This is a genomic window from Streptomyces sp. PKA51 (assembly GCF_057552455.1).
Genome location: NZ_BAAJPZ010000020.1, coordinates 24,427 through 49,968 on the forward strand (window position 1 = coordinate 24,427; position 25,542 = coordinate 49,968).

The following is a 25,542-nucleotide window of genomic DNA, read 5'->3' on the forward strand; positions in this document are numbered from 1 at the left end:
CGCCTTTAGGCGTCCTTCGAGAGGTTCGGGCCGGCACCGCCGGTCGCCGACTCCACCGGCGGGGTGTCGGGCAGGGCCGACTTCTCCTCGCCGCGGAAGGTGAACTTCTTCTCCTCGCCCTCGCCCTCCGTGCCGACGACCACGATGTGGCCGGGGCGCAGGTCGCCGAAGAGGATCTTCTCCGAGAGGACGTCCTCGATCTCGCGCTGGATGGTCCGGCGCAGCGGGCGGGCGCCCAGGATCGGGTCGTAGCCCTTCTTCGCCAGGAGCTGCTTGGCGTCCGCGCTGAGCTCGATGCCCATGTCGCGGTCCTTCAGCCGCTCGTCCACCTTGGCGATCATCAGGTCGACGATCTGGATGATGTCTTCCTGCGACAGCTGGTGGAAGACCACCGTGTCGTCGACACGGTTGAGGAACTCCGGCCGGAAGTGCTGCTTGAGCTCTTCGTTGACCTTCGCCTTCATCCGCTCGTACCCGGTCTTGACGTCGCCCTGGGCGGCGAAGCCCAGGTTGAAGCCCTTGGAGATGTCCCGGGTGCCGAGGTTCGTCGTCATGATGATGACGGTGTTCTTGAAGTCGACCACGCGGCCCTGGGAGTCGGTCAGGCGACCGTCCTCCAGGATCTGCAGGAGCGAGTTGAAGATGTCCGGGTGGGCCTTTTCGACCTCGTCGAAGAGGACGACGGAGAACGGCTTGCGGCGCACCTTCTCGGTGAGCTGGCCGCCCTCCTCGTAGCCCACGTAACCGGGCGGGGAGCCGAAGAGGCGGGAGACGGTGTGCTTCTCGCTGAACTCCGACATGTCGAGGGAGATCAGCGCGTCCTCGTCGCCGAAGAGGAACTCCGCGAGCGTCTTGGACAGCTCGGTCTTACCGACACCGGAGGGGCCGGCGAAGATGAACGATCCGCCCGGACGCTTGGGGTCCTTCAGGCCCGCACGCGTGCGCCGGATGGCCTGGGAGAGCGCCTTGATGGCGTCCTTCTGGCCGATGACGCGCTTGTGCAGCTCGTCCTCCATGCGCAGCAGGCGCGAGGACTCCTCCTCGGTGAGCTTGAAGACCGGGATGCCCGTGGCGGTGGCCAGCACCTCGGCGATCAGCTCGCCGTCGACCTCGGCGACGACGTCCATGTCGCCGGCCTTCCACTCCTTCTCCCGCTTGGCCTTGGCGGCCAGGAGCTGCTTCTCCTTGTCGCGCAGGGAGGCGGCCTTCTCGAAGTCCTGGGAGTCGATGGCCGACTCCTTCTCCCGGCGCACGTCGGCGATCTTCTCGTCGAACTCGCGGAGGTCCGGCGGAGCGGTCATCCGGCGGATGCGCATCCGGGAGCCGGCCTCGTCGATCAGGTCGATCGCCTTGTCCGGCAGGAAGCGGTCGGAGATGTAGCGGTCGGCGAGGGTGGCCGCCTGGACCAGGGCCTCGTCGGTGATGGAGACGCGGTGGTGCGCCTCGTAGCGGTCGCGCAGACCCTTGAGGATCTCGATGGTGTGCGGCAGCGACGGCTCGGCGACCTGGATGGGCTGGAAGCGGCGCTCGAGCGCGGCGTCCTTCTCCAGGTGCTTGCGGTACTCGTCGAGCGTGGTGGCACCGATGGTCTGCAGCTCGCCGCGGGCCAGCATCGGCTTGAGAATGCTGGCGGCGTCGATGGCGCCCTCGGCGGCGCCCGCGCCGACCAGGGTGTGCAGCTCGTCGATGAACAGGATGATGTCGCCGCGGGTGCGGATCTCCTTGAGCACCTTCTTCAGGCGCTCCTCGAAGTCACCGCGGTAGCGGGAGCCGGCGACCAGCGCGCCGAGGTCGAGGGTGTAGAGGTGCTTGTCCTTGAGGGTCTCGGGCACCTCCCCCTTGACGATGGCCTGGGCCAGGCCCTCGACGACGGCGGTCTTGCCGACGCCGGGCTCGCCGATGAGGACGGGGTTGTTCTTGGTGCGGCGGGACAGCACCTGCATGACCCGCTCGATCTCCTTCTCGCGCCCGATGACCGGGTCGAGCTTGGATTCGCGGGCCGCCTGGGTGAGGTTGCGGCCGAACTGGTCCAGAACGAGGGACGTCGAGGGGGTGCCCTCGGCGGGGCCGCCGGCCGTGGCGGCTTCCTTGCCCTGGTAGCCGGAGAGCAGCTGGATGACCTGCTGCCGCACCCGGTTCAGGTCGGCGCCCAGCTTCACGAGGACCTGGGCGGCGACGCCCTCGCCCTCGCGGATCAGGCCGAGCAGGATGTGCTCGGTGCCGATGTAGTTGTGGCCGAGCTGAAGGGCCTCGCGGAGCGACAGCTCCAGGACCTTCTTGGCACGGGGGGTGAAGGGAATGTGGCCGGACGGGGCCTGCTGGCCCTGGCCGATGATCTCCTCCACCTGCTGGCGGACCGCCTCGAGCGAAATCCCGAGGCTCTCCAGGGCCTTAGCGGCGACACCCTCACCCTCGTGGATCAGGCCCAGGAGGATGTGCTCGGTGCCGATGTAGTTGTGGTTGAGCATCCGGGCTTCTTCCTGAGCCAGGACGACAACCCGCCGCGCGCGGTCGGTGAACCTCTCGAACATCGTTAATCGCTCCTCAGAGCGGTCAGGCAGTAAGGGGTCGGTCCCCTCCCTGTCCTTCCGCATGCTAGTCCCGCTGGGCGGGACAGCTCATTCCAACTGCCGACACCCGTCCGGATCACCCCCGCGTTGGCGGGGAAACCTGCTGCCGAACAGCCGACATCTCCTCCAACCCGATGGTGGGAGACGATGTTCCCGCAGGCCAGGCATATACGCCCACCACCACTACGCCGACGGCGAACGCCGGGCCTTCCCGGCGCGCCCGCCCGCGACGGGGCGGAACCCCCCGGCAATACGCCCCAGCCCCCGCATTACCGCCTCTTCCTACGGGGAATGTCCTACCCCTGGCCACCGGCACTCCATGCGGCGCGACCCCTCCGCATCCGCTACGGGCGAACACCCCCGCACCACCCGGAGCGCCTGTGCGCCCCGGAGGTCTTATACGCAGCGTGCCCAACTCTCCACACTGCGTAACCTCTTGGGCTTTCCACAGTTGCACCGTTCATGACGGTAGTCCTTCCGCGCCCGTGCCGCCCCTTGGACGAGCCGCCCCCGGCAGGGGCGGGCCCGGGGCACTGGCGCCGCCACCGCCAGTGGTACGAGTGCGTCCTCGGCTGGCCCACGGCGCCGACCGCGGCCGGGCGGCCCGTCGAGCTGCTGACCGGCGTCCGGTTCGACGCCCTCGGGATGCCCGCCGAGGCGGGCGTCGCGGTGCTCGCCCGCGTCCCGGCCACCGGGCCGGTGGCGCTGGACGGGCGGGCCGGCAGGATGTGGTTCCTGACCGCCCCGGGAAGCGCGGAGGAGCTGCCCGGGCTGCTCACCTGGCTGGAGTGGAGCGGCATCGCCCTGGAGCTGAGCGCGCTGGGGCGCGGCGGCAGGATCCCCGCTCCGGCCCCTGTGGGCGCGGCGGGGCCCGGCTGCGCCCCGGAGGGCGGGGCCGCCGCCCACGGCGCCGTGGGCGGCCCGGGAAGGGCTGTGGAGGCCGTCTGGGTGCGGCCTCCGGAGCCCGGGTGCGAGGTCGAGACCACGTTGCCGGTCACCGGCCTCGGGGACGGGGCGGGCGCCCCCGATCTCGTACGGCTCGTGGGCGCGGCGGCCACGGAGTGCCACCGGACCCGGCTGCTGCGCGCCGCGGCGGCGCGCAGTGATCGGCCACCGGACGGGGCGGACGGTCAGCCGTTGGCCTTCTCGTACGCCTCGCGGATGTCGGCGGGGACACGGCCACGGTCGTTGACGTTGTAGCCGTTCTCCTTCGCCCAGGCGCGGATCTTGGCGGTGTCCTGGGCGCCGGCGGTCGCGACGGCACGACCCTTGCCGCGGGCGGCGGCGGCACGGCCACCGGTGCGGCGGGCGGCCTTCACGTAGTCGGCGAGCGCCTCGCGCAGCTTGTCCGCGTTGTCCGTGGTGAGGTCGATCTCGTAGGACTTGCCATCCAGGGCGAACGTCACCGTCTCGTCGGCCTCGCCGCCGTCGAGGTCGTCGACAAGAAGGACCTGAACCTTCTGCGCCACGGGGGATTCCTTTCGTCAGCGGAAAAGGGATTACGGAGGAATAGCAAACCGCCTTTCCCGGAAAAACACAAACCCCCCGGGAAGGTTCAGCCGGGCATCCGCATGGGAACGATGGCTTCCGGGCCCGCGCGATAGGGGCGCGATTCGGACATAGGGACCGCGATCACAGATGCAGAAGCATCCGGCTGTTGCCAAGGGTGTTCGGCTTCACTCGTTCGAGACCCAGGAACTCGGCAACGCCCTCGTCATAGGAACGCAGCAGCTCGCTGTAGACATCACGGTCCACGGGGGTCTCGCCGATCTCGACGAAGCCGTGCTTCGCGAAGAAGTCCACTTCGAAGGTGAGGCAGAAAATGCGCCGCACGCCCAGCCAGCGCGCCGTCCGGACGAGCTTCTCCAGCAGCTGGTGGCCCACTCCGGTGCCCTTGGCCTCCGGGTCGACGGCCAGCGTGCGCACCTCGGCGAGGTCTTCCCACATCACGTGCAGGGCCCCGCAGCCGATGACGGTGGCGTCCTCGTCCCGCTCGGCCACCCAGAACTCCTGGATGTCCTCGTAAAGCGTCACCGTGGCTTTGTCGAGGAGGATGCGGTCGCGCGCGTAGGCGTTGATGAGCCGGCGGACGGCGGGCACATCGCTGGTGCGGGCCCTGCGGACGGTGACGGCTTTTGAGAGACGCGGCATGTCCGGACGCTATCGCCCCGGCTCTCCCGGGGTCTCGTCGGGCCCGTCCAGTTGCACGACCCGGATCGCGTCGCGCAGCGCTTCGCGTTGTTCGGCCGACATCATGCCGAAGAAGGCGACGAGAGCGGCCGCGGGGTTGTCGCTGAGCGACCAGGCTTCGTTCATCAGTGCGGCCGAGTAGGCGGCGCGGTTCGAGACCGCCTCATATCGATAGGCCCGCCCTTCGGCTTCCCGGCGCAGCCAGCCCTTCTGATACAGGTTGTCCATTACGGTCATCACCGTGGTGTAGGCGATGGACCGTTCCTGCTGAAGGTCTTCCAGGACTTCCCGAACGGTGACCGGCCGGTTCCACTCCCACACGCGCGTCATCACGGCGTCTTCCAGTTCACCCAGGCGTCGAACCACACGCGAATAATAGTGGGAGATGTCTTGAATGCCGGTTTATCGGCGCGGCAATCCGGGCGGCAAAAAGGGTGTACGGACCGCTGCGCGGTCCGTACACCCGGTGTCGGTGCGGGGCCGAGGCCCCGGGCGGCTCAGGCGCCGGTCTGCTTCGCCGCCTCGGCGCGGGCGAGGGCCGCGTCGACGATGGCGTCCTCCTTGGCCTTGTTCGCCCCGCCCTGGCTCTTGACGATCGTGACGACGAGCGCGGTGAAGGCGACCGCCATCACCACGGGCGGGACCAGCGCGGCGACATAGTCCATGGCCGTCGGCTCCTTCTGGATCGGTGGTGCTGCGAGCGACCCGTCCAGAGTACGCGCCCGCCCGTTTCGCCCCACCGACCGGGTGGGGCGAAACGGGCGGGCGTGCGGCGTACGTCAGTGGCGGGCACCGGCCAGCCGGGACCCGGCCGGCGGCGCGGGTTTGCGGCGGGGCGGGAAGACCTCGCCCGGGGTGGGAATGGGCCGGTCCGGCCGGGGCGGCTTGGGCGAGGGAGCCGCCGGCGGGGGCGTCGGGGCGGGCTTGGAGGGCGGAGCCGGACGGGGCTGCCGGGCGGGCTCCTGCTCGCCGGCCAGCTCCGTGCAGCGGGCCAGCAGGGCCTGCCGGCGCGCGGTCTCCCGGGGCCCGGCGGGCAGGGCGCACAGCGAGCGCAGGGCGGCGAGGTCCGCCCGCTCGGGCCGGTGGCCGCCCGCCAGGGCGTCCTGCAGGCGCCGCAGGTAGCCGGGGGCGGCGCCGGGCAGGGCGGAGCGGTGCCGGTCGAGGTCGGCGACCAGGAAGGCGTGCAGCCTGTCGCCTTCCCGGCCGGCCTCGGCCACGGCCTCGGCGAGCCGGAGGCAGTCCCTCACCTCCGCGTCCCGGGCGGGCCCGGGACGGCCGGTGGAGGAGTGGGGGCGGAGTGCGATGTCGAGGGCACGGCGCAGCACGCGCAGCTCGTCCGCGCTGAACGCCATGCCGCCGCGGGATCCATAGGGCGTGGGCATGGGGCGACTTTAAGTGCTAAACGGACAAAATCCGCTGAGCCCCGCCCCCCGGCGTGGCACGGCCGCAGGGGCGGGCCCCGCCGGGGGCGGTCGGCCGCAGGCACGGCCGGCCGCGGGGGCCGGTCGGCCGCGGGGGCCGGTCGGCCGCGGGGCACGGTCAGCCGCGGGGGGGGGCAGCCGCGGGGGGGGGGCAGCCGCGGGGGGCGGTCAGCCGCGCATCATGTTGCGCTCGTAGACCAGACGCAGACCGATCAGTGTCAGCCAGGGCTCGTGCTCGTCGATGACCGTCGCCTCGCCCAGCACCAGCGGTGCCAGGCCGCCGGTGGCGATGACGGTGACGTCGTCCGGGTCGTCCGCCAGCTCCCTCGCCATCCGGCCGACGACGCCGTCCACCTGGCCGGCGAAGCCGTACAGGATGCCGGACTGCATGGCCTCGACGGTGTTCTTGCCGATGACGCTGCGCGGCCGGGCGATCTCGATCTTGCGCAGCTGGGCGCCGCGTACGCCCAGCGCCTCCGTGGAGATCTCGATGCCCGGGGCGATCACCCCGCCGGCGTACTCGCCACGGGCACTGACCGCGTCGAACGTGGTGGCGGTGCCGAAGTCGACGACGATGGACGGGCCGCCGTACAGCTCGACGGCCGCCACCGCGTTGATGATGCGGTCGGCGCCGACCTCCTTGGGGTTGTCCATCAGGATCGGCACGCCGGTCTTCACACCGGGCTCGATCAGCAGCGCGGGCACGTCGCCGTAGTAGCGGCGGGTCACCTCGCGCATCTCGTGCAGCACCGAGGGCACGGTCGAGCAGATGCAGATGCCCTCGATGCCGTCGCCCAGCTCGTCGCCGAGCAGCGGGTGGCGGCCCATCAGCCCCTGCAGCAGGACGGCCAGCTCGTCGGCGGTGCGGCGCGGGTCGGTGGAGATGCGCCAGTGCTCGACGATGTCCTCGCCGTCGAACAGGCCGAGGACGGTCTGGGTGTTGCCGACGTCGATCGTGAGCAGCATCAGGCGCTCTCTTCCCTCAGGTCCAGCCCGATGTCCAGGATGGGCGACGAGTGGGTGAGCCCGCCGACCGCCAGGTAGTCGACGCCGGTCCCGGCGTAGGCCCGGGCGTTGGCCAGCGTCAGCCGTCCGGAGGACTCCAGCTTGGCACGGCCGGCGACCAGTTCCACGGCCTCGCGGGTCTGCTCGGGGGTGAAGTTGTCGAGCATGATCAGGTCGGCGCCCTCGGCGAGCACCGGCTCGATCTGGTCGATCCGGTCGACCTCGACCTCGATGGGCAGGCCGGGGAACTCCCTGCGCACCGCGCGGAACGCCTCGGCCACCCCGCCGGCGGCGACGACGTGGTTGTCCTTGACCAGCGCGGCGTCCGACAGCGACATGCGGTGGTTGACGCCGCCGCCGCAGCGCACCGCGTACTTCTCCAGGGCGCGCAGGCCGACCGTCGTCTTGCGGGTGTCGCGCACCGCGGCGCCGGTGCCCTCCAGCGCGTCGGCCCAGGCGCGGGTCGCGGTGGCGATGCCGGACAGGCGGCACAGGAGGTTGAGCATGCTGCGCTCGGCGGTCAGCAGGTCGCGGGTGCGCGTGCGCACGGTCAGCAGCTTCTGGCCGGCCTCCACCCGGTCGCCGTCCGCGACGTGCCGCTCGACCTCGAACTCGTCGGTGGCCACCACCGACAGGATCGCCTCCGCCACGCGCAGGCCGGCGATCGTGCCGGCCTCGCGGGCGGTGAAGTCGCCGGTGGCCACCGCGTCCTCGGCGATGGTGGCGACGCTGGTGACGTCGACGCCGCCGTCGAGGTCCTCCTCGATGGCCAGGTGCGCGATGTCCTCGACCTGCAGCGGGTCCAGGCCGGAGGCGACCAGCAGGGCCGCCAGCTCCGGGTCGAGGCCGCACTCGAGGGTGCCCTCGCCGAACTCCTCGCCCGCGCAGCCGCAGGCGTCGCCGCAGCCGCCGGCCGTGGCCTCGGCGGCCTCCTGGCCGGGGCGGCCGATCTGGTGCAGGGGGCGGTCTTCGGACGTGCTCACGGTGTTCTCCTCGGAGGCGGCGGCAGGAGTGACGGGTGGGAAGGCGGCCGTTGCCGTGGCGGACACGGCGAGGGTGCGGTCCGGGCGCAGGGCCAGGAGCAGGTGACGGCGGGAGTGCTCGTCGTCGCGGTCCGGGCGGTCCTCGCGCCAGTGGCAGCCGCGGGTCTCCTCGCGGCGCAGCGCGGCTTCGACAAGTACTTGTGAGACCAGCAGGAGGTTGGTGGTCTCCCACGCCTCCGTGCCCGGGACGACGGCCTTGTCGACGCCGTCGCGGATGCGGGCGAGCTCGGCGGCCGTACGGCTCAGGGACTCCGCGGAGCGCAGGACGCCGGCGCCCCGGGTCATGGCGCGCTGGATCGCCGTACGGGCCTCGGGTGCGACGAGCCGCAGCTCGGTGCCCTCCGGAGCGGGCTCGGCGGCCGGTGCGGGCTGCTGGGCCTCGGGCAGGTCGGCGATGCGCCCGCCGATGTGATCGGCGATGCGCTCGGCGAAGACCAGGCCCTCCAGCAGCGAGTTCGACGCCAGGCGGTTCGCGCCGTGCACACCGGTGCAGGCGACCTCGCCGCACGCGTACAGCCCCGGCACGGTCGTACGGCCGTGCAGGTCGGTGCGCACCCCGCCGGAGGCGTAGTGGGCCGCCGGCGCGACCGGGACGAGCTGGGTGACCGGGTCGATGCCGTGCGAGCGGCAGGCGGCGAGGATGGTGGGGAAGCGCTGCTCCCACTTCTGCGCGCCGAAGTGCCGGGCGTCGAGGTACATGTGCTCGGCGCCCTTCTCCTGCATGCGCCGCATGATGCCCTTGGCCACGATGTCGCGCGGGGCGAGCTCGGCCAGCTCGTGCGCGCCGACCATGAAGCGGTGGCCGTCGGCGTCCACCAGATGGGCGCCCTCGCCGCGCACCGCCTCGGAGACCAGCGGCTGCTGGCCCTCGGCGTCGGGGCCCAGCCACAGCACGGTGGGGTGGAACTGCACGAACTCCAGGTCCGAGACCTCGGCACCGGCGCGCAGGGCCAGCGCCACGCCGTCACCGGTGGAGACCGCCGGGTTGGTGGTCGCGGAGAACACCTGGCCCATGCCGCCGGTGGCCAGCACCACGGACCGGGCGCGCACCGCGCCCACGCCGTCGTGCTGACCCTCGCCCATGACGTGCAGGGAGACGCCGGCCGCGCGGCCCTCGGCGTCCTTGAGCAGGTCCAGCACGAGGGCGTGCTCGATCGTCTCGATGCCCGCGGCGCGCACGGCCTCGACCAGGGCGCGGGAGATCTCGGCGCCGGTGGCGTCGCCGCCGGCGTGGGCGATGCGGTTGCGGTGGTGGCCGCCCTCGCGGGTCAGCAGGATCTCGCCGGTGCCGGCGTCGGTGTCGAAGCGGGCGCCGGTGGAGATGAGGCGGCGCACGGCGTCGGGGCCCTCGGTGACGAGGGTGCGCACGGCCTCCTCCGAGCACAGCCCGGCGCCGGCGACCAGGGTGTCGTCGAGGTGTTGCTCGGGGGTGTCGCCCTCGCCGAGCGCGGCGGCTATGCCGCCCTGGGCCCAGCGGGTGGAGCCGGCGTCCAGGCGTGCCTTGGTGACGACCGTGACCCGGGCGCCGGCTGCGGCGCAGCGCAGTGCGACGGTCAGCCCGGCGACGCCGGAGCCGATGACGACGACGTCGGCGTCGACCGCCCAGCCGGGGCGGGGGGCGGTCAGTCGTATGCCGGTCATCGCGTCGCTCCCAGCGGGGTCGGTCCCAGGGTCAGGGGGAGGTTGTCGATCAGGCGGGTGGTGCCCACCTTGGCGGCGACGGCCAGGACGGCCTCGCCGGTGTGGTCGTCGGGGACCTCGGTGAAGTCGGCCGGGTCGACCAGGGCGGCGTAGTCCAGCTGCAGGGGTGGCTGCAGGCCGGCCGCCTCCGTCAGCACGTCCTGCGCGGCGCGCCGTACGGCAGCGGCGCCGCGCGGCGCCTCGGCCTCCGCGGCGAACAGGGCCCTGGACAGGGCGAGTGCGGTGACCCGGTCGGCCTCGGAGAGATAGCGGTTGCGGCTCGACAACGCGAGGTTGTCGCCTTCGCGGACCGTGGGCACGCCGAGGATCTCGACGGGGAAGTTCAGGTCGCGCACCATGCGCCGGATCAGGGCCAGCTGCTGGGCGTCCTTCTGGCCGAAGAGGGCGACGTCGGGACGGGTCAGGTGCAGCAGCTTGGCGACGACGGTGAGCATGCCGTCGAAGTGCCCGGGACGCGAGGCGCCTTCCAGGCGCTCGCCCATGGGACCTGCGGTGACGCGCACCTGGGGCTCGCCGCCGGGGTAGACCTCCTCGACGGAAGGGGCGAGGACGAGGTCGGCCCCGGCCTCCCGGGCGACGACCATGTCGGCGTCGAGGGTGCGGGGATAGCGGTCGAGGTCCTCGCCGACCCCGAACTGCAGGGGATTGACGAAGACGGTGACGACGACCTGGCCCTCGGGGCCGGCGGCCTGCCGCGCGGTGCGGATCAAGGTGGCGTGGCCCTCGTGCAGGGCGCCCATGGTCATCACGACGGCGCGGCGGCCGCCGCCCGGGAGCGCCTGCAGCTCCTCGGCGGTACGGATGAGCCGGGTGGTCACTGGTTGCCTCCGTCCGCGAGGACGCCGAGCAGGTCCTCCGCCAGTTCGGGTTTGAGCAGGCCGTGCGCGAGCGCGCGGTCGGCGGTCGTACGGGCCATGGCCAGGTACCCGGCGACGGCCTGGGGCGCGTGGGTGCGCAGCTGCTCGATGTGGGCGGCCACGGTGCCGGCGTCGCCGCGTGCGACCGGGCCGGTCAGGGCGGCGTCACCGCTGCGCAGGGCGTTGTCGAGGGCGGCGCCCAGGAGCGGGCCGAGCATGCGGGCGGGGTGCTCGACGCCCGCGGTGCGCAGCAGCTCCATGGACTGGGCCACCAGGGTGACCAGGTGGTTGGCGCCGATGGCGAGGGCCGCGTGGTAGAGCGGGCGGGCGGACTCCTCGATCCACTCCGGCTCGCCGCCCATCTCGATGACGAGGGCCTCCGCCGCCAGCCGCAGCTCCTGGGGGGCCGTGACACCGAACGAGCAGCCGGCCAGGCGCTGGACGTCGACGGGGGTGCCGGTGAAGGTCATGGCCGGGTGCAGGGCCAGCGGCAGGGCGCCGGCGCGGGTGGCCGGGGCGAGCACGGCGGTGCCGTGGCGGCCGGAGGTGTGCACCAGGAGCTGGCCGGGGCGCACGGCGCCGGTCTCGGCGAGCCCGGCGACCAGGCCGGGCAGCGCGTCGTCGGGCACGGTGAGCAGGACGAGGTCGGCGTGGGCGAGCACATCGGCGGGCGCCATGACGGGGACGTCGGGCAGCAGGGCGGCGGCGCGCCGCAGGGAGGCGTCCGAGACCGCCGAGACCGCGACCGGTCGGTGCCCTGCGAGCTGCAGCGAGGCGGCGAGGGCGGGGCCCACGCGGCCGGCGCCGACGACGCCGACGGCGAGCCGGGCCGGGCGGTCCTGGGGGCCCGGGTGGTCCGGGGAATGAGGTGCGTTCACGCGGCGGGGTGCCTTCCGTTCCAGTCCGCGGGGGTACCGGACGATTCCTTTGTCATGCTACGCGAGGCGTGGCGCGCGCCCTCCCGGCTGTCCACAGGGGTGGAAGGACCATCACACCGCACGGTGGATTGTCGTACTGCAGCCCTGGACTGTGGATATCCCGTCGCAGCCGAGCCGGGTGCCGGGCCATGCTCTCCCCATGAGCGACGAGATGACCTTGGCCCGCAGGATCGCTGCCGTGCGCGGCTCCGAACGGGTGCTGTCGGGCGGCCGGATGGGGGTGTCCCTGGGCGAGCTCCTGAGCGACCTGGCCGAGACGGCCCCGGAGCTGTACGCCATGGACGATCGCCCCGACATGTACGGCGACGGTGTCGTGGCCCGGCTGGAGGAGCGGGTCGCCGAGCTGCTCGGCATGGAGGCGGCCGCGTTCTTCCCCACGGGCACGATGGCCCAGCAGGTGGCGCTGCGCTGCTGGGCGGGGCGGACGGGCAACCCGACGGTGGCCCTGCACCCGCTCTCGCACCTGGAGAGATTCGAGCGCAGCGCCTATGCGCAGGTCAGCGGCCTGCGCGGGGTGCACACCACCGATGAGCCGCGGACGCCGACGGCGGACGAGATCCGCGAGCTGGCGGAGCCCTTCGGCACGCTGACCCTGGAGCTGCCCCTGCGCGATGCCGGGTTCCTGCTGCCGACCTGGGAGGAGCTGGTCGAGGTGGTCGAGGCCGCCCGGGAGCGGGAGGCGGTCGTCCACTTCGACGGGGCGCGGCTGTGGGAGTCCACCGAGCACTTCGGGGTGGGGCTGCAGGAGATAGCGGCCCTGGCGGACTCGGTGTACGTCTCCTTCTACAAGTCGCTCGGGGGCGTCTCGGGCGCCGCGCTGGCGGGCCCGGCGGCCTTGATCGAGGAGGCGAAGACGTGGCGGCACCGCTACGGCGGCACCCTCTTCCAGCAGTGGCCGGCGGCGCTGTCCGCGCTGGCGGGGCTGGAGCGGGAGCTGCCCCGGCTGCCGGAATACGTGGCGCACGCCAAGGTGGTCGCGGGCGCCCTGCGGGAGGGGTTCGCCGAGGCCGGGGTGCCGTGGTCGCGGGTGCACCCGGAGGTGCCGCACACCCATCAGTTCCAGGTGTGGCTGCCCTATGAGGCGGACGCGCTGACCGCGGCGGGGACACGGCTGGCGGAGGAGACGCGCACGACGCTCTTCGGCGGCCGCTGGATGCCGGCGCCGGTGCCGGTGCCGGGGCTGGCGTTCACGGAGGTCACCGTGGCCGAGTCAGCTCTGGCCTGGACGGCTGCAGACGTCCGCGAGGCGGTCGGCGCCCTGCTGGACCGGCTCGACCGGCCGGAGCGGGCGGGCGGAGGCCGGTGAGGAAGGGGCAGCGGCCGGGCGAGGCGTCGTGGCCGGGCGGAGCCTGGAGAGCAGGGCCGTCCAGTGGGCACGGCGAGCGGCGACGCGCTCGTCCACCACTGCCCGGAACCGCCACCAGGTGCGCACTTCCCGCAGGGTCCGCAGGTCGGCGGTGCCCGGCGCCGGAGGGGCCGGGTCCTGGTGGGAGGCGGAGCGGTAGAGGTCGAGCAGGTGCTGCTGGGTTGCGTTCATGCACTCCACGGTGGGCCGCCTCCGACGCCGCTTGCGCATGGATTGACGAGGAACGTCAAATGACGGCCCGGCCCGCCGGGAGAGAGGCACGATGAGCCCATGAGCGTCATGATCGACATTGCGGGGCTGCCGCCCGAGCGCATGGTCTTCCGGGCGTCCCCGCTGGCCGAGCTGTGCGCCGCCCTGCACGCGCTGGCCGAGCCGGTGCACCACCCGGGGCTGCACGGCTGGACCACCGCGACCAACTCCGCCCTCAAGCCGGACCTCGCGGACCGCCTGTGCGAGGCGGACTTCCTGTGGCGTTCGACGTTCTCCGACATCTCCTTGCCGTGCGCCGCGCTGCCGCACACGCAGGGCGTGCCCGGCGCCACCCTCGCCGAGGACCTGGACCTGCTCGACCGGCTCGACGACGAGGTGTTCGTCAACGCGGCGCTGGAGATCTCGTGCTCCAGCCGCTACAGCCGGCCCGGGCCGTCCCCCCTGGTGGACGCCGAGGCCCGGCACTACGCGATGGAGCGCGCCATGGCGCGCGGGCCCCGGGCGGTGGAGTTCGCCCGCCGGATCCTGGACGACCCGCCGGCCGTGCGTGCCTGGCTGCGGCGGCTCTTCGAGGACTGCGCCGACGCCTTCTTCAACGACACCTGGCAGCGGGTGCGCGTGCAACTGACCGCCGACGCCCGGCACAAGACCGAGGTGCTGCGCCGCAAGGGCCTGACCGAGGCCCTCGCGGAGGTCTCGCCCGCGGTGACGCTGACCGAGGACGGCACCCGGATCAACGTCGACAAGCTCGGCAACGGCCGGACCACGGCGGTCGACCCCGCCATCGGCCCGGGCGTGACCTTCGTGCCGTCCTCCTTCGGCTGGCCCCATGTGTGGGTGCTGCACGCCCCCGGCTGGCGGCCGGTGATCCACTACCCCGTGGCCGCGGCGGAGCTGCCCGGGCCGGAGTCCCTGGAGCTGCTCAAGCTGCGCCTGGAGGCCCTGTCCCACCCGATGCGCATACGGATGTGCCGCTACCTGGCCCGCTCCGCGTACACCACGGGCGAGCTGGCCACGGCGCACGACATCAGCGCGCCGGAGGTCTCGCGGCACATATCCGTGCTGAAGAAGGCGGGCCTGCTGACCACCCGGCGCCGCGGCCGGTACGTGCTCCACCAGCTGGACCTGACCGTGGTGGCACGGCTCGGCAGCGACTTCCTGGAGGGCGTCCTGCGGTAGGCCGTGTCCGGCGGATCATGCGGTGCCCCGTAGGAGCGGGGGGCAGTGCCGATCTGCGGCTGCCGCCGCGTGGGCGCGATCGGCCGGCGACGGCCCGCGGCCGAGGCACGGCAGTCCGACTGCGGGCACGCTGTGGCTCATCGCGCAGTTCCCCGCGCCCCTACGGGGCGCTTCGAGGAGGCCCCTACTGGGCGGCTCCGCCGCCTCCGGCTCGGACCAGACCGCTCTCGTAGGCCATCACCACGACCTGCACGCGGTCCCGCAGGCCGAGCTTGGTGAGGATCCGGCCGACATGGGTCTTCACCGTCGCCTCGGACAGCACCAGGCGGGCGGCGATCTCGCCGTTGGACAGGCCCTGGGCCACCAGCAGCATGACCTCGCGCTCCCGCTCGGTCAGGCGGGAGACCTCGGCGCTGACCGGCTCGGCGCTGGTGCTCGGCAGCATGGGGGTGAAGCGGTCGAGCAGCCGGCGGGTGGTGCTCGGCGCGACCACCGCGTCGCCGCTGTGCACGGCCCGGATGGCGCCCAGCAGCTCGTTGGGCGGCACGTCCTTGAGCATGAAGCCGCTGGCCCCGACCTTGAGCGCGGAGAAGGCGTACTCGTCGAGGTCGAAGGTGGTCAGGATCAGCACCTTGGGCGGATCGTCCTGGGCGCAGATGCGGCGGGTCGCCTCCACCCCGTCCAGCCGCGGCATGCGGACGTCCATCAGCACCACGTCCACCTCGGTGCCGGCCAGCACCTCGAGCGCCTCGGCACCGTCCCCGGCCTCGGCGACGACCTCCATGTCGGGCTGGGCGGCCAGCACCATGCGGAAGCCGGTGCGCAGCAGCACCTGGTCGTCGACGAGCATCACGCGGATCGCCATGCGGGGTTCCCTTTCACAGGTTCACGGATCGAGCAGGAGCGGGGGTTGATCGATGGAGGGTTCCATGGTGGCGGCGGGGTCAGCGGCCCGGCCTGATCGGCAGCAGCACGCTGATGCGGAAGCCACCGCCCGGGCGGGGCCCCGCGTCCAGAGTGCCGCCGACCATGCCCACGCGCTCGCGCATGCCGATCATGCCGTGACCCATGCCGTCGGCGCCGCCCGCCTCGTACAGCTCCTGCTGCGCGCCCCGGCCGTCGTCCTCCACCAGCAGCCCCAGGCCGTCGTCGAAGTACGTCAGCCGCACGCTGGCGCCCACGTCCGGGCCGCCGTGCTTGCGGGTGTTGGTCAGGGCCTCCTGCACGATGCGGTAGGCGGTCAGCTCCACGCCGCTGGGCAACGGGCGCGGCGCGCCCTCGATCTTGAAGTCCACCGGCAGGCCCGCGCTGCGGACCTGCTCCACCAGCTCGCCGATCCGCTCCACGTCCGGCTGCGGCACGTACTCGCCGCCCGGTTCGCCGCCCTCCTCGGTGCGCAGCACGCCCAGCAGCCGGCGCATCTCGGCGAGGGCCTGGCGGCCGGTGGCGGAGATCGTCGACAGCGCCTGTTTCGCCTGATCGGGCGAGGCGTCCAGCACGTACGCCGCGCCGTCGGCCTGCACCACCATGACCGACACGTTGTGGGCGACGACGTCGTGCAGCTCGCGGGCGATCCGGGCGCGCTCGGCCGTGACCGCCATCCGCGCCTGCTGCTCGCGCTCCTTCTCCAGCCGCTTCGCCCGCTCCTCCACTTGCGCCCAGTAGGCGCGGCGGGTGCGCATCGAGTCGCCGAGCACCCAGGCGAGCAGGAAGGGCACCGCGAGGAAGACGGTCACCAGGAGGTTGGTGGAGAGGGAGTTGTGCTCGTTGGGCCAGCGCAGCTGGGCGAGCGGTGCCGCCACGAAGCTGCCGGCCAGGGCGAAGCGCGAGGCCCAGCGGACGTGCCCGGACGCCACCGTGTAGACGATCACGAGCATGGCGAAGTCGGCGACGCCTGCGGGCTGGTTCAGCACCAACTGCGCCACACCGGTGGCGGTGGCGAGCAGCAGCATCTTCTGCGGGGCCCGGCGGCGCAGCGCCACGACGAGGCACAGCGGCAGGGACAGCAGGACCGGCACGGCCGGAGATCCGCCGCTGAAGTCCGCCGCAGACAGCAGGCTCATCCCCAGCAGCAGGACGGCCCAGAAGCTGTCCACACAGGTGGGGTGTCTGCGGAGGAAGTCGTAGAGACGCTGCACGTCACCCAGCGTAGGCATGCGGAGTCGGTGCCCGGGTCAGCCCGGGGGGCGATCCATGCCCCGGGCGACTACTCCCCAAGGTGGAGGGTCGCCTCCGGACGCTCCCGCTTACCGTGGGCACATGGCGAGTGCGAGCAGCGGCCCGGGCGGAACGCGGACCTGGCGGGAGGCGGCCGATGCCGCCCTGTACGGCCCCGGAGGCTTCTACCGGCGCCCCGAGGGGCCGGCGGGCCACTTCCGTACGTCGGTCCATGCCTCTCCGCTGTTCGCCGGGGCGGTCGTGGAGTTGCTGCGGCGGGTGGACGCGGCCCTGGGGCACCCGGCGGAGCTGGCCTTCACCGATGTGGGTGCCGGGCGGGGCGAGCTGGTGCGCGCGGTGCTGGAGCGGTGCCCGCAGGATCTGGCGGCGCGGCTGCGCCCGTACGCGGTCGAGATCGCGGACCGCCCGGCCGGGCTGGACCCGAGGGTCGTCTGGCTGGAAAAGGTCCCCGAAGGCGTCGAGGGACTGCTGTTCGCGAACGAGTGGCTGGACAACGTTCCGGTGGACGTTGCCGAGGCCGACGGCGCGGGCAGCGCCCGCCGGGTGTTCGTCGGCGAGGACGGTGAGGAGCTGCTGGGCGAGCCGGTCGCGGGAGAGGATGCCGCATGGCTGGCCCGCTGGTGGCCGCTGGAGGGCGCACCGCCCGGGAGCCGGGCGGAGATCGGGCACCCGCGCGACACCGCCTGGGCGCACGCCGTCGGCAGCCTGCGGGCCGGGCTCGCGGTGGCCGTGGACTACGCCCACGAGCGCGCCACCCGGCCGCCCTTCGGCACTCTCGCCGGCTTCCGCGACGGCCGCGAGGTGCGGCCGGTGCCGGACGGCAGCTGCGACATCACCGCGCACGTCGCCCTGGACGCCTGCGCCGCGGCCCGGCCCGGCACGGGCGCCGCGGTGACCACGCAGCGCCGGGCGCTGCAGGCCCTGGGCGTGGACGGTGGTAGGCCGCCGCTCTCGCTGGCCTCCTCCGATCCCGCCGCCTATGTCCGGGCGCTGGGCACCGCCGGGGAGGCGGCGGAGCTGACGGCACCGGGCGGGCTGGGCGGCTTCGGCTGGCTGCTGCAGCCGGTCGGTGACGCCTGTGTGCCCGTGGTGGCCGAGGTGCTGGGCGCGCCCGACGGTGACGGCCGGGACGGGTCGTCCGGCGGGGCTGAGAAACTGTTCCCATGACGGAGACGACAGTCGGCATCGGCGGCGCGGCGGAGAGCACCGACATGGTGCTCAACATCGGGCCTCAGCACCCGTCCACCCATGGCGTGCTGCGGCTGCGCCTCGTCCTGGACGGCGAGCGGATCATTTCGGCGGAGCCGGTGATCGGCTACATGCACCGGGGGGCGGAGAAGCTCTTCGAAGCCCGCGACTACCGGCAGATCGTCATGCTCGCCAACCGTCACGACTGGCTGTCGGCGTTCTCCAACGAGCTGGGCGTGGTCATCGCCGTCGAGCGCATGCTGGGCATGGAGGTGCCCGAGCGGGCGGTGTGGACGCGCACCCTGCTGGCCGAGCTGAACCGGGTGCTCAACCATCTGATGTTCCTCGGCTCCTACCCGCTGGAGCTCGGCGGGATCACGCCCGTCTTCCACGCGTTCCGCGAGCGCGAGGAACTGCAGACGGTCATGGAGGAGATCTCCGGCGGCCGGATGCACTACATGTTCAACCGCGTCGGCGGCCTGAAGGAGGACCTGCCGGCCGGCTGGCTCGGCCGGGCCCGGCACGCGGTGGCCGAGGTGCGCTCCCGGATGGACGTCTACGACCGGCTGGTGCTCGGCAACGAGATCTTCCGCGGCCGTACGCGGGGGGTGGGCGTGCTGACGCCGGAGACGGTGCACGCCTACGGGGTGAGCGGGCCGATCGCCCGGGCCTCCGGCGTCGACTTCGACCTGCGCCGCGACGAGCCGTACCTGGCCTACGGCGAGCTGGGCGACGTGCTGAAGGTCGTCACCCGGCAGGAGGGCGACTGCCTGGCGCGCTTCGAGTGCCTGCTGGAGCAGACGCACAACGCGCTGGAGCTGGCGGACGCCTGCCTGGACCGGATGGCGGAGCTGCCCCCGGGCCCCATCAACCAGCGGCTGCCCAAGGTGCTCAAGGCGCCGGAGGGCTCGACGTACGTGTGGACGGAGAACCCCCTGGGGCTCAACGGCTACTACCTGGTGTCCAAGGGCGAGAAGACGCCGTACCGGCTGAAGCTGCGGTCGGCGTCCTTCAACAACATCCAGGCGCTGGTGGAGCTGCTGCCGGGGACGCTCGTCGCGGACATGGTGGCGATCCTGGGATCGCTGTTCTTCGTCGTCGGCGACATCGACAAGTAGACGTCGGCAAGGAGACGTCCCCGGCCGGGGCTCCGTCAGGAGATCGCGGTGCGCAGTTCGGCCACGTCGATCTGCTCGGTCTCGTCGTGGGCGGTGAGGTCTATGACCTTGCCGTCCTCGTCGACGGCGGCCGCCTCGGCGAGGGCCTCCTCGCCGACCACGTCGGCCAGGTCCTGCTCGTCCACCGGCTTGTCCTTCTTGGCGTTGCCGAAGAAGTCGAAGCCGCCCTGGGTGCGGGCCACCTTTCGGCGGGCGGCCGGCACCGGCGGGGTCGCGTCGGCCTTCGTCGTCTTCTTGGCGGCCGGCTTCTGCTTCTTCGCGGCGTCCTGCGCGTTCTTCGCGGCGTTCCTCGCTGCGTCCTTCGCGGCGTTCTTGGCGGCGGCTTCCTCGGCGGCCTTTGCCGCGGCCGCGGCCTCGGCGTTGCGCTCGAGGGTGCGCAGGGCGTCGGCGGCCCGCCGGTAGGCGTCGGGGCCGATGCCGGCCGGGGGCAGGGCCTTGGCCTCGCCCGGTGCCGCGGGCTTCGCCCCGGCGCCCTTCTCCAGCAGGCGGCGGCCCTCCAGGGCGCTGGCCCGCTCGGTCTCGGCGGTGGCGTAGCGGCGCAGCAGGTCGGCGTGCTCGGTGCGGAGGCGGGCGAGCTCGGCGCGCTTGTTGCGGAGCTTGACCTCGACCCGGGTGCGGGCCAGCCGGGTCTCCTCGAGGTCCGTCTCCAGCTCGGCGATGCGCTCCTCGGTCTTCCACTCGTCCCGGGTGCGGGCGGCGGAGAGCTGGGCGACGCGCTTGCCTGCCGCGCGGTCCCAGCGGCGCATCATCACCGAGCCGACGACGGCCGCGGCCGCGGAGGCCGCGGCCAGGGCGCGTATGACGAGCGGCTCGCCCACCACCAGGGCACCGGCGGCGCACGCGACGGATGTCGCGGCGACCGACAGCGGGGGAAGAAGCCGGTGCAGGGGTGCGGAATGGCGGTGGCGTCCTCGTGGCATGGCCTGAAACTTACCGTGCGTTGCCTCGGGAGTGTGACCCCGCCACCAAACTCTTCCCTTGATCTTACTTCTCCCCTACACCGTCGCTGCTACTTCGTCAGGAGCTTCTTCTCCTTGAGGTACTGCGCGGCGACATCGGCGGGCTTGAGCCGCTCGGCGTCGACCTTCTTGTTGAGTTCGGTGAGATCGGCCGTGGTCAGAACCCTGTTGAGCCGTTCCAGCACTTCCGTGATCTTCTCCGAGCCGGCCTTCTTGGCATTCACCACGGGCAGCACGTTGTCGGAGTTCTGCAGCTTCTTGTCGTCTTCGAGGAGCACCAGACCGAACTGCCGGAGGGTGGCGTCGGTGGTGGTGGTCAGGAGCAGCTGCGCCTTGCCGTCCTTGACCGCCTGCTTGGCCTGGGGGCTGCCGACCTCCAGCGGCAGGATGCCGGAGACCTCGATGCCGTAGGTCTTCTCCAGCCCGGGCCGGCAGAAGGGCCGCTCCCGGCATTCGTCGCCCGCGGCCAGCTTGACCTGCTGCTTCGACTTTCCGAGGTCGGAAAGCGTCGTGAGGTGGTGTTCGTTTGCGAACTCGCCGGTGACGGCGAAGGCGTTCTGGTCGACTGCCCGGCCCGGTTCGAGCACCTTCAGCCCGCGCGGCTCGGCGAGTTTCCGCAGGGCCTTCACGGTGGCCTCCGGATCGGAGGAGGCGACCTGCGGGGCGTCCTTGCCGTTCTGCTTCTTGTTGAGGAATTCGGCGAGCGTGGCCGCGTACTCCGGGACGACGTCGATCTCGCCCCGCTCCAGCGCCGGCTCGTACAGCTCGCGCGCGTCGACGGTGTGCACCGTCGTGGAATATCCGGCGTTCTTCAGCAGCCCCGCGTATATCTCCGCCAGAACCTTCGATTCGGTGAAGGATGCGGAGCCGATGACCAGGGACTTCTCCCCCGAGCCGGAGCCTGCGCCACCCGCCCCGCCGGACTTCTCCAGGCTGTCGCCGCCGCAGCCGGCGAGCCCCGCGGTCAGGGCCGCGACGCCGGCGGCCGCCAGCAGGGCGCGGGCGCGGCGCGCCCGGCGCGCCGTTCCCGGCAGCAACGGCAGCGTTGTCCTGGGCATAGGTGACTCCATCCGTCCGATTGGTTCGCTCGTCATGCGCGTGCGGTCGCCACCTGCCCGCGCATCGGGTCCAGCAACCGCTCCAGCAGCACGAACGCCCCCTCCACCGCCAGCGCCAGCACCGCCACCAGCAGGGCGCCGGCCACCACCTGGGCGGTGTCGGTGAGCCGGAAGCCGGCCGTGATGATGCGGCCGAGCCCGCCGCCGCCGGGCAGTGCCGCCAGCGTCGTCGTGGCCACGACCTGCACGGCGGCGGACCGGATGCCGGTCATGATCAGAGGCAGGGCCAGGGGCAGCTCGACGCGCACCATCATCTGACGGCCTGTCATTCCCATGCCGCGCGCGGCTTCCACCGTCCCCCGGTCGACCCCGCGCATGCCCACGTAGGCGTTGGTGAGCACCGGGGGTATCGCGAACAGCACGAGCGCGATGACCGTCGGCCAGGATCCGTGCGTACCGAGCGGACTGAGCAGCAACAGCACCAGAACCGCGAAAGTCGGCACCGCACGGCCCGCGTTGGAAATGTTGACGGCGAGCGCGCCGCCCTTGCCCAGGTGGCCGAGCAGCAGGGCGACGGGCAGCGCGATCGCGCACGAGATCAGCAGGCACACGACGGTGAGGAAGAGGTGTTCGCCCAGCCGGTGCCACACCCCGTCCGTGCCGGACCAGTGGGCGGAGGTGCTCAGCCACTCCCACGTACGACCCAGGACGTCCATCAGGCCACCGCCTCGCCCGGCAGATCCTTCGCAGGCCGCCGCGCCAACACCCGTTTCCTCGGCCGCGCTCCCGCCCGGGCCCACGGCGTCAGCAGCCGCTGGACGCCCAGCAGCAGCACGTCAGCCACCACGGCCAGCAGGACGCACAGCACCGACGCCGTCAGCACCTGGGCCTTGAAGTAGCTGTGCATGCCCTCGTAGATGAGGTTGCCCAGGCCGCCGTAGCCGATGATGGCGCCCACCGTCGTCAGCGAGACGGTCGAGACGGTGGCAATTCTCAGACCCGCCATCAGAGCCGGTACGGACAAGGGAAGTTCGACCTGGAACAGCAGCCGGGCCGGCCCGAAGCCCATGCCCCGCGCCGCCTCCCGCGCCTCCTCCGGGACGGACGCGAGGCCGGCCAGTATGTTGCGCACCAGGATCGTCAGCGAATACAGCACCAGACCGGTGACCACCACGGCCGCCGAAAGACCGAACACCGGCACCAGCAAGGAGAACATCGCCAGCGAGGGCACCGTGTACAGAATCGTGGTCGCCCCCAGCACCGGCGCCGCGATCCCCCGCCATCGGCGGGCCAGCAGCGCCAGCGGGAAGGCCACGAGCAGGCCGATCAGCACGGACGAAAGAGTGATGCCGATGTGCTGGAGGGTCGCCTCCGTCAGCTCCGTGCCGCGCGTGCGGACGTACTCCCCGCAGACCCAGTCGTTGGCGATCAGGCAGTTCTGACCCGCCATCCGTGCCCTCACCTCCCCCTCGGCTTTCACGGTCGGTTACCAGCGACCCTAACCCGGCGCACTGACATTCGCCTCCGGCGGTCATTCGACGGCACCATGTTCGAAGGCCGTCCCGACGGCCGACGGTCAGCCAACCGGGCAACAATGGGGAACCATGATCCGCTTCGAGCACGTCACCAAGCGCTACGCCGACGGCACGACCGCCGTCGACGACCTCTCCTTCGACGTCGCGGAAGGGGAGCTGGTCACGCTCGTCGGACCATCCGGCTGCGGCAAGACCACGACCATGAAGATGGTCAACCGGCTGATCGAACCCACCAGCGGCCGCATCCTCGTCGACGGCCGGGACATCGCCGACGTCGACCCCGTCGAACTGCGCCGGCGCATCGGATACGTCATCCAGCAGGTCGGCCTCTTCCCCCACAAGACCGTGCTCGACAACACCGCCACCGTCCCGCACCTGCTGGGCTGGTCGCGCAAGAAGGCCCGCGCGCGAGCCGCCGAACTGCTCGAACTCGTGGGGCTCGACCCCGCCCGCTACGGGGACCGCTACCCCGAACAGCTCTCCGGCGGACAACGCCAGCGCGTCGGGGTCGCCCGGGCGCTGGCCGCCGACCCGCCCGTCCTCCTGATGGACGAACCCTTCGGAGCCGTCGACCCCGTCGTGCGCGAACGACTGCAGTCCGAATTCCTGCGCCTGCAGTCGCAGGTACGCAAGACGGTGCTGTTCGTGACGCACGACATCGAGGAAGCCGTACGGCTCGGCGACCGCATCGCGGTGTACGGGAACGGGCGCATCGAACAGTTCGACGCACCGGCCGCGGTGCTGGGCGCTCCCGCCACACCGTACGTCGCGGACTTCGTGGGCGCCGACCGGGGGCTCAAGCGGTTGTCGGTCACGCCGATCGAGGCGGGGGATCTGGAGCAGCCGCCGGTGGTGCATCTTGACGACCGGCTGGCCGACGCCGCGGAACGGCTGACCGCCGACGGGGCGCGGTGGGCCGTCGTTCTCGACGACGCGGATCGGCTGCACGGGTGGGTCTCCGCGGAGGCGGTCTCCTCCGGTGGCGGAGTCGTGCGGGACGTCGCGCGGCGGATGGATGCGTGGCTGCCGCTGGGGGCGTCGCTGAAGCAGGCGTTCAGCACGATGCTGCAGCACGATGCGGGGTGGATTGCGGTGGTGGACGGGGAGGGGGCGGATCACTTCTTGGGCGTGCTCACGCCCGGGGGGTTGCATGCGGCGTTGCGGCGGTCCGTGGGTGGGGACGCGGACGTGCGCACCGTCAGCGGGGTGTGAGGCGGCACCGAGGTGCGGGCGGGGTGGTTCCGCCGGTGGGCGGGTTTGTGCCCACCCGTCCCTCCTCCAGCTACCGCTGGGAGGTGCCCCCAGCGGGACGATTGCCCACAAACCCGCGGGCGGCGGAAGCCTGCTCACAAACCAGCCGTCAGGCTCGGCTCGTGCCGCCGTTTTCGTCGTCGTCTTCCGGGAGGCGGCAGACTCGTTCCATGAAGAAGGCCGCTGCCACCACGCAGGCGCCGGCCAGGACCGAGGCGCCGGCGTAGATGGCCTGGTCGCGGCGGACGGGGACGTCGAGGCCGTCCATGAGGAGGAAGACGCCGACGCCGCCGTACATGCCGGCCACCAGGGCGGCGACCAGAGCGCTCGCCTGGCCGAAGACGACGGCTCGCGCCGCCAGGAGCGGGTCGACGCCCTTGGCGCCGGGGCGGCGCTCCCGCTGGGCGCGCAGGCGTGCCCTCAGCGAGAGGCCGGTGGCGAAGAGGACGACGGCGATGACGGCCAGCACGATGGGCGCGGCCACGGGCACGCTGGGCAGCGTGCCGAAGGAGTCCCACAGCCGGGCCGCCGCCCAGGACAGCACCCCGGCCACGGCGAACAGCCCTGCCAGCATCCCGATCCGCAGTTGTTTCACGTGGCTGTCGCCCCTTTGTTTTTTGTCGCTCGCCGCCACCCGCCCAACGGCTACTCGGGCAGGCGGAGTTCCAGGTCGGTCCGGACGGACACGCCTTCCTTGCCGACCGTCGTCAGCAGGTCGGCCAGTGCGCCGTGGCCCGGGACGACGGCCTCGGGGTCCACGTCGTACCACGGGACGAGGACGAAGGCACGCTCGTGGGCGCGCGGGTGGGGCAGGGTGAGTCGCGGGTCGTCGGAGACGACGTCCTGGTAGGTGACGATGTCGACGTCCAGGGTGCGCGGGCCCCAGCGCTCGTCCCGCACCCGTTCGAAGGCTTCCTCGATCGCGTGACCGCGCTCCAGCAGGGAGTCCGGCGGAAGAGTGGTCTTCACGAGCACGACGGCGTTGAAGTACGACGGCTGGGAGCCCGCCTCGACGCCCCACGGCTCGGTCTCGTAGACGTGGGAGACGGCTTTGACGCGCAGGCCGGGGGTGTCCTCCAGGGCGTCGATGGCGCCCTGGAGGGTCTCCAGGCGGTTGCCCAGGTTGCTGCCGATGGAGATCACGGCGCGCTTGGGGTTGTGCAGGGTGAAGTCGGCGGCGTCCACCTGTTCCACCACGGAGGCGGGCACCGGCTGCACGGTCGGGTCGCTGCTGCTCATACTCGGCTCCGGGTGATCGTGACGGTCACGTCGTCGAAGGGAACGGTGATCGGGGCGTCCGGCTTGTGGACGACGACCTCGACCTGCTGCACGGGCTCGTGCCGGAGGCACTGCTGGGCGATGCGCTCGGCGAGGGTCTCGATGAGGTCGACGGGCTCGCCCTCGACGATGCCCACGACCTCCTCGGCCACGATGCCGTAGTGCACGGTCTTCGTGAGGTCGTCGCCGGCCGCGGCGGGCCGGGTGTCCAGGCTCAGCACCAGGTCCACGATGAAGGTCTGGCCCTCCTCGCGCTCCCGCGGGAACACCCCGTGGTTGCCGCGAGCCTTCAAGCCGCGCAGCGCGACACGATCCACACGAATCACTCCTGCTGGTCGTCGGTACGGGCCCGGCGCGGCAGGCGGCCGCCGGGTGGCCCACTTCGAATCTACCTGCGGGCACCGACACGGCCGGTCCTCGGGTGCTATGGACAGGAG

At 72.3% G+C, this 25,542-nt stretch carries 25 protein-coding genes and 1 pseudogene; 6 read left to right on the plus strand and 20 right to left on the minus strand.

The annotated features are described in order from the left end of the window. Window positions 1–5 precede the first annotated feature (5 nt). Window positions 6–2,531 (minus strand): ATP-dependent Clp protease ATP-binding subunit, encoded by a 2,526-nt coding sequence (locus AC27L3_RS24165; RefSeq protein WP_487236157.1) that lies wholly within the window; start codon window positions 2,529–2,531, stop codon window positions 6–8. A 501-nt stretch (window positions 2,532–3,032) separates the two neighbouring features. Here AC27L3_RS24165 and AC27L3_RS24170 point away from each other — a divergent pair. After that, the gene (locus AC27L3_RS24170; RefSeq protein ID WP_487236158.1) at window positions 3,033–3,770 is read left to right on the plus strand and encodes an SCO3374 family protein; all 738 of its coding nucleotides are present in this window, start codon (window positions 3,033–3,035) and stop codon (window positions 3,768–3,770) included. Here the strand turns inward: AC27L3_RS24170 and AC27L3_RS24175 are convergent. The 10 genes and pseudogenes from AC27L3_RS24175 to AC27L3_RS24220 all read right to left on the minus strand — a co-directional run bounded on the left by AC27L3_RS24175 (window position 3,701) and on the right by AC27L3_RS24220 (window position 11,665). Continuing rightward, window positions 3,701–4,039 carry a histone-like nucleoid-structuring protein Lsr2 gene (locus tag AC27L3_RS24175; RefSeq protein WP_365966198.1) on the minus strand — a complete coding sequence of 113 codons (339 nt, stop codon included), beginning with the start codon at window positions 4,037–4,039 and terminating at the stop codon, window positions 3,701–3,703. The genes AC27L3_RS24170 and AC27L3_RS24175 overlap by 70 nt on opposite strands. A gap of 163 nt (window positions 4,040–4,202) precedes the next feature. Then, on the minus strand, window positions 4,203–4,721 hold the full coding sequence (locus AC27L3_RS24180) for an amino-acid N-acetyltransferase (protein ID WP_487236159.1): 519 nt from the start codon (window positions 4,719–4,721) through the stop codon (window positions 4,203–4,205). 9 nt (window positions 4,722–4,730) lie between these two features. Continuing rightward, window positions 4,731–5,126 (minus strand): BlaI/MecI/CopY family transcriptional regulator, encoded by a 396-nt coding sequence (locus tag AC27L3_RS24185; protein WP_365966195.1) that lies wholly within the window; start codon window positions 5,124–5,126, stop codon window positions 4,731–4,733. 131 nt (window positions 5,127–5,257) lie between these two features. Beyond that, window positions 5,258–5,425 (minus strand): hypothetical protein, encoded by a 168-nt coding sequence (locus tag AC27L3_RS24190; RefSeq protein ID WP_487236160.1) that lies wholly within the window; start codon window positions 5,423–5,425, stop codon window positions 5,258–5,260. A 114-nt stretch (window positions 5,426–5,539) separates the two neighbouring features. Then, window positions 5,540–6,142 (minus strand): hypothetical protein, encoded by a 603-nt coding sequence (locus tag AC27L3_RS24195; RefSeq protein WP_487236161.1) that lies wholly within the window; start codon window positions 6,140–6,142, stop codon window positions 5,540–5,542. A gap of 207 nt (window positions 6,143–6,349) precedes the next feature. Beyond that, complete coding sequence (locus AC27L3_RS24200) at window positions 6,350–7,147, minus strand: type III pantothenate kinase (protein WP_344438935.1); 798 nt, start codon at window positions 7,145–7,147, stop codon at window positions 6,350–6,352. After that, window positions 7,147–8,169 carry a carboxylating nicotinate-nucleotide diphosphorylase gene (gene nadC / locus AC27L3_RS24205; protein ID WP_487236217.1) on the minus strand — a complete coding sequence of 341 codons (1,023 nt, stop codon included), beginning with the start codon at window positions 8,167–8,169 and terminating at the stop codon, window positions 7,147–7,149. The genes AC27L3_RS24200 and nadC overlap by 1 nt, the downstream gene beginning before the upstream one ends. Before the next feature lie 18 nt (window positions 8,170–8,187). Continuing rightward, window positions 8,188–9,870: pseudogene (locus AC27L3_RS24210) on the minus strand (L-aspartate oxidase); the annotation flags it as partial. Beyond that, window positions 9,867–10,748 (minus strand): pantoate--beta-alanine ligase, encoded by an 882-nt coding sequence (gene panC, locus AC27L3_RS24215; protein ID WP_487236162.1) that lies wholly within the window; start codon window positions 10,746–10,748, stop codon window positions 9,867–9,869. The pseudogene AC27L3_RS24210 and the gene panC, both read right to left, overlap by 4 nt. Then, complete coding sequence (locus AC27L3_RS24220) at window positions 10,745–11,665, minus strand: Rossmann-like and DUF2520 domain-containing protein (RefSeq protein ID WP_365966190.1); 921 nt, start codon at window positions 11,663–11,665, stop codon at window positions 10,745–10,747. The genes panC and AC27L3_RS24220 overlap by 4 nt, the downstream gene beginning before the upstream one ends. A gap of 199 nt (window positions 11,666–11,864) precedes the next feature. Between AC27L3_RS24220 and AC27L3_RS24225 the strand changes: the two genes are divergently transcribed. Together AC27L3_RS24225 and AC27L3_RS24230 are read left to right on the plus strand one after the other, a co-directional pair. Continuing rightward, window positions 11,865–13,031 carry a threonine aldolase family protein gene (locus AC27L3_RS24225; RefSeq protein WP_487236163.1) on the plus strand — a complete coding sequence of 389 codons (1,167 nt, stop codon included), beginning with the start codon at window positions 11,865–11,867 and terminating at the stop codon, window positions 13,029–13,031. 330 nt (window positions 13,032–13,361) lie between these two features. Further along, complete coding sequence (locus AC27L3_RS24230; RefSeq protein ID WP_487236164.1) at window positions 13,362–14,480, plus strand: DUF5937 family protein; 1,119 nt, start codon at window positions 13,362–13,364, stop codon at window positions 14,478–14,480. Between the two features lie 184 nt (window positions 14,481–14,664). Here AC27L3_RS24230 and AC27L3_RS24235 read toward each other — a convergent pair whose 3' ends face one another. Beyond that, window positions 14,665–15,345, minus strand: a complete 681-nt coding sequence (locus AC27L3_RS24235; protein WP_487236165.1) for a response regulator — start codon at window positions 15,343–15,345, stop codon at window positions 14,665–14,667. Window positions 15,346–15,424: 79 nt separating this feature from the next. Beyond that, window positions 15,425–16,618 carry a sensor histidine kinase gene (locus AC27L3_RS24240; protein WP_487236166.1) on the minus strand — a complete coding sequence of 398 codons (1,194 nt, stop codon included), beginning with the start codon at window positions 16,616–16,618 and terminating at the stop codon, window positions 15,425–15,427. 121 nt (window positions 16,619–16,739) lie between these two features. Between AC27L3_RS24240 and AC27L3_RS24245 the strand changes: the two genes are divergently transcribed. After that, complete coding sequence (locus tag AC27L3_RS24245; protein WP_487236167.1) at window positions 16,740–17,825, plus strand: SAM-dependent methyltransferase; 1,086 nt, start codon at window positions 16,740–16,742, stop codon at window positions 17,823–17,825. Then, a complete protein-coding gene (locus tag AC27L3_RS24250; RefSeq protein ID WP_487236168.1) occupies window positions 17,822–18,964 on the plus strand; it encodes an NADH-quinone oxidoreductase subunit D in 1,143 nt (380 codons plus the stop codon). The genes AC27L3_RS24245 and AC27L3_RS24250 overlap by 4 nt, the downstream gene beginning before the upstream one ends. 35 nt (window positions 18,965–18,999) lie before the next feature. On the opposite strand, the gene AC27L3_RS24255 is transcribed toward AC27L3_RS24250, so the two are convergent. From AC27L3_RS24255 to AC27L3_RS24270, 4 genes are all read right to left on the minus strand, one after another. Continuing rightward, entirely contained in the window at window positions 19,000–19,944 is a 945-nt protein-coding gene (locus tag AC27L3_RS24255) for a hypothetical protein (RefSeq protein ID WP_487236169.1), read from the minus strand. 89 nt (window positions 19,945–20,033) lie between these two features. Further along, window positions 20,034–21,041, minus strand: coding sequence for an ABC transporter substrate-binding protein (locus AC27L3_RS24260; protein ID WP_487236170.1), 1,008 nt, complete (start codon window positions 21,039–21,041; stop codon window positions 20,034–20,036). Between the two features lie 32 nt (window positions 21,042–21,073). Further along, the gene (locus AC27L3_RS24265; RefSeq protein WP_487236171.1) at window positions 21,074–21,757 is read right to left on the minus strand and encodes an ABC transporter permease; all 684 of its coding nucleotides are present in this window, start codon (window positions 21,755–21,757) and stop codon (window positions 21,074–21,076) included. Further along, on the minus strand, window positions 21,757–22,491 hold the full coding sequence (locus AC27L3_RS24270) for an ABC transporter permease (protein WP_487236172.1): 735 nt from the start codon (window positions 22,489–22,491) through the stop codon (window positions 21,757–21,759). Before AC27L3_RS24270 ends, AC27L3_RS24265 begins: the two co-directional genes overlap by 1 nt. 154 nt (window positions 22,492–22,645) lie before the next feature. Here AC27L3_RS24270 and AC27L3_RS24275 point away from each other — a divergent pair, with 154 nt between their 5' ends. Further along, window positions 22,646–23,788, plus strand: coding sequence for an ABC transporter ATP-binding protein (locus tag AC27L3_RS24275; RefSeq protein ID WP_487236173.1), 1,143 nt, complete (start codon window positions 22,646–22,648; stop codon window positions 23,786–23,788). Window positions 23,789–23,936: 148 nt separating this feature from the next. On the opposite strand, the gene AC27L3_RS24280 is transcribed toward AC27L3_RS24275, so the two are convergent. Genes AC27L3_RS24280 through folB form a run of 3 tightly spaced genes read right to left on the minus strand, consistent with a single transcriptional unit; the run spans window position 23,937 to window position 25,422 of the window. Continuing rightward, window positions 23,937–24,422, minus strand: coding sequence for a DUF3180 domain-containing protein (locus tag AC27L3_RS24280; protein WP_487236174.1), 486 nt, complete (start codon window positions 24,420–24,422; stop codon window positions 23,937–23,939). Between the two features lie 50 nt (window positions 24,423–24,472). Further along, window positions 24,473–25,066, minus strand: coding sequence for a 2-amino-4-hydroxy-6-hydroxymethyldihydropteridine diphosphokinase (gene folK, locus AC27L3_RS24285; RefSeq protein ID WP_487236175.1), 594 nt, complete (start codon window positions 25,064–25,066; stop codon window positions 24,473–24,475). Beyond that, window positions 25,063–25,422, minus strand: a complete 360-nt coding sequence (gene folB / locus AC27L3_RS24290) for a dihydroneopterin aldolase (protein ID WP_487236176.1) — start codon at window positions 25,420–25,422, stop codon at window positions 25,063–25,065. Before folB ends, folK begins: the two co-directional genes overlap by 4 nt. Window positions 25,423–25,542: the final 120 nt, after the last annotated feature.

What these genes read in the sequence shown, in the direction of transcription:
- AC27L3_RS24165 (WP_487236157.1), bottom strand. Translation starts at nt 2,531, where the DNA reads ATGTTCGAGAGGTTCACCGACCGCGCGCGGCGGGTTGTCGTCCTGGCT.
- AC27L3_RS24170 (WP_487236158.1), top strand. Translation starts at nt 3,033, where the DNA reads ATGACGGTAGTCCTTCCGCGCCCGTGCCGCCCCTTGGACGAGCCGCCC.
- AC27L3_RS24180 (WP_487236159.1), bottom strand. Translation starts at nt 4,721, where the DNA reads ATGCCGCGTCTCTCAAAAGCCGTCACCGTCCGCAGGGCCCGCACCAGC.
- AC27L3_RS24190 (WP_487236160.1), bottom strand. Translation starts at nt 5,425, where the DNA reads ATGGACTATGTCGCCGCGCTGGTCCCGCCCGTGGTGATGGCGGTCGCC.
- AC27L3_RS24195 (WP_487236161.1), bottom strand. Translation starts at nt 6,142, where the DNA reads ATGCCCACGCCCTATGGATCCCGCGGCGGCATGGCGTTCAGCGCGGAC.
- AC27L3_RS24200 (WP_344438935.1), bottom strand. Translation starts at nt 7,147, where the DNA reads ATGCTGCTCACGATCGACGTCGGCAACACCCAGACCGTCCTCGGCCTG.
- AC27L3_RS24225 (WP_487236163.1), top strand. Translation starts at nt 11,865, where the DNA reads ATGAGCGACGAGATGACCTTGGCCCGCAGGATCGCTGCCGTGCGCGGC.
- AC27L3_RS24230 (WP_487236164.1), top strand. Translation starts at nt 13,362, where the DNA reads ATGAGCGTCATGATCGACATTGCGGGGCTGCCGCCCGAGCGCATGGTC.
- AC27L3_RS24235 (WP_487236165.1), bottom strand. Translation starts at nt 15,345, where the DNA reads ATGGCGATCCGCGTGATGCTCGTCGACGACCAGGTGCTGCTGCGCACC.
- AC27L3_RS24245 (WP_487236167.1), top strand. Translation starts at nt 16,740, where the DNA reads ATGGCGAGTGCGAGCAGCGGCCCGGGCGGAACGCGGACCTGGCGGGAG.
- AC27L3_RS24250 (WP_487236168.1), top strand. Translation starts at nt 17,822, where the DNA reads ATGACGGAGACGACAGTCGGCATCGGCGGCGCGGCGGAGAGCACCGAC.
- AC27L3_RS24255 (WP_487236169.1), bottom strand. Translation starts at nt 19,944, where the DNA reads ATGCCACGAGGACGCCACCGCCATTCCGCACCCCTGCACCGGCTTCTT.
- AC27L3_RS24260 (WP_487236170.1), bottom strand. Translation starts at nt 21,041, where the DNA reads ATGCCCAGGACAACGCTGCCGTTGCTGCCGGGAACGGCGCGCCGGGCG.
- AC27L3_RS24265 (WP_487236171.1), bottom strand. Translation starts at nt 21,757, where the DNA reads ATGGACGTCCTGGGTCGTACGTGGGAGTGGCTGAGCACCTCCGCCCAC.
- AC27L3_RS24270 (WP_487236172.1), bottom strand. Translation starts at nt 22,491, where the DNA reads ATGGCGGGTCAGAACTGCCTGATCGCCAACGACTGGGTCTGCGGGGAG.
- AC27L3_RS24275 (WP_487236173.1), top strand. Translation starts at nt 22,646, where the DNA reads ATGATCCGCTTCGAGCACGTCACCAAGCGCTACGCCGACGGCACGACC.
- folK (WP_487236175.1), bottom strand. Translation starts at nt 25,066, where the DNA reads ATGAGCAGCAGCGACCCGACCGTGCAGCCGGTGCCCGCCTCCGTGGTG.